This is a genomic window from Photorhabdus kleinii (assembly GCF_025384885.1).
Lineage (GTDB): Bacteria > Pseudomonadota > Gammaproteobacteria > Enterobacterales > Enterobacteriaceae > Photorhabdus > Photorhabdus kayaii.
Map to the genome: position 1 here is coordinate 1 of NZ_JAJAFY010000127.1, position 1,406 is coordinate 1,406.

General features: G+C 51.4%; 1 protein-coding gene. It reads left to right on the top strand.

Annotation, left to right across the window (positions count from 1 at the left end; all coding sequences use genetic code 11):
* A partial coding sequence (locus LG003_RS22915) for a phage tail tape measure protein (protein WP_262981753.1) occupies positions 1-1,406 on the top strand: 1,406 nt, incomplete at both ends.

Consider the following 1,406-nt stretch of genomic DNA (forward strand, 5'->3'; position numbering starts at 1 on the left):
ACTGATGCGGCGGCAGGTCAGAAATTTTTGGCTATGGCGAACCTTACCCCTGAATCTATCAAAGCGGCGTTACCCGGCGTGCTTAATATGGCATTAGCTGATGACGTGGACCTGGGGGAAGCTGCTGACATTGGCTCAAACGTGCTGACCCAGTTCAAACTCAATGCTGATCAGATGGACCGGGTGTCTGACGTTCTGACTGCGACATTTACTCGAAGCAATACTGATTTACGGCAACTTGGCGAAACCATGACTTATGCCGGGCCAATTGCTGCCAACCTGGGCATTAGCTTAGAAAGCATGGCATCAATGGCCGCAATGATGGCCGCGAATGGCATGCGCGGCAGCATGGCGGGTACGGCTTTGAGGGGGGGGTTATCCCGCCTTGTCGCGCCTGTCGGCGCGGGCGCGGATGCCATGAAGGCTCTGGGTATTAAAGTCAGCGGGGCCAACGGTAAATTGCGGGATATGGGCGATATTCTAAAAGAACTGGATCAAAAACTCCGCAAATATGATCAACCCAGCCAAATACGCATCAAAAAAGACATCTTCGGTGAAGAAGCGATGGTCGGAATGGGGGCCGTGCTAGAAGGTGCCGCAAACGGTAAATATGACGAACAGAAAAAGGCTAATGAAAATTCAAAAGGTGAAGCCGAAAAAGTTGCAAAAGTCAAAATCGATAACCTGAAAGGCGACCTTAAACAACTCAAATCAGCGTGGGAAGATTTGGGGATACAAATGGAGGAGAGTGTTGACTCTCCGTTCCGAAAACTGACACAAGGGCTAACAAAGATTATTGCTCGCGTCGGCGACTGGATGAAAGCCAATCCCAAATTAACCTATGCAATCATGGTTGGCACGCTGGTTATCGTGACGCTAGTCGGCGCACTGGGTGCACTGGCGCTGGCTGCTGCTGCGGTCATTGTGCCTCTTGCTGCGATGAAACTCAGTATATTTATGCTGACGGGCGGCGGCGGGATCGGCAAATTAATTCCGTCCGTTGGTAGATTAACGGGGGGCTTAAAAGGGTTGCTGCCTTCACTAGGTGGCGTTAGCAGAAGTATTAAGGGATGGGGGCCGATTTTCCAAAATAGCAGCGCGGCATTGCGCCGTTTTGGCGGCCAGCTTGTAACAAGCGGAGCCAATGGATTTAAAGCGTTAGGGAGTGGAGCATCGGCAGCGGGACGCGGGATCGCGATGGCTTTTACACAGCCAATGGCGACTATGTCTATGCTGTTCAACGGGTTAAAGAGCTTAGTTTCTTCGGGGTTTGGTGCATTGCGGAGTGGCGGAACAATCGCGCTTAGAGCATTGATGAGCGGGTTTTCGCTGTTACTGAGTCCGCTTGGTCTACTTATTGTTGCTATTGTCGGTGCCGCGATATTGATTTGGAAATACTGGGAACC